1 protein-coding gene is annotated in these 524 nt (G+C 48.1%); it reads right to left on the bottom strand.

The genetic code is table 11. From position 1 onward, the window contains the following. Positions 1-524, bottom strand: a 524-nt coding sequence (locus MRBLPE1_RS16765; protein ID WP_364147382.1) for a hydrolase, incomplete at both ends; no start/stop codon positions are given.

The following is a 524-nucleotide window of genomic DNA, read 5'->3' as shown; positions in this document are numbered from 1 at the left end:
CCGAACATTTCTTGCGAGTAAATAATACCTAGACCGTATGCGCCGCCGTGTTCTTTAGCAATATCTGTTGTCGCTTTGTACGTTTCGGAACGTGCCCAGTCGCGTTGCAGTTCCAGTAGGTACTGTTCCCAAGTAATGGGTGCGGCGCCCGCTTGAATCATGCGCTCAATGGCCATATCGTGCGCTTCTTTTGTGACTCCGCCTGAAGTATCGGTTACGATGTATACTTCATATCCTTGATCGATCGCGGAAAGCACAGCTGATAAGTCGCAAACCTCTGTCCATAGACCAGAAACGACAAGCTTTTTATTACCATAGCTGTTCACTTTATCAACAACTTGTTGATCTTCCCAAGCATTCATCGTTGTGCGGTCAATTGGCTGCTGCTCTGGGAAAACCGCTTGGATTTCCGGAAAAATCGGTCCGCTGAACGACTCTGCGGCAACAGTAGTCAGAACGGTTGGCACTTTGAAAGCTTTAGCTGCTTTGGCAAGTCCTGTCACGTTATTGCGCAATACCTGGAT

Origin of the sequence: Paenibacillus sp. LPE1-1-1.1, from assembly GCF_040676435.1 — a bacterium.
Classification (GTDB): domain Bacteria; phylum Bacillota; class Bacilli; order Paenibacillales; family Paenibacillaceae; genus Pristimantibacillus.
This window is presented reverse-complemented; position numbering and strand designations above follow the sequence as displayed.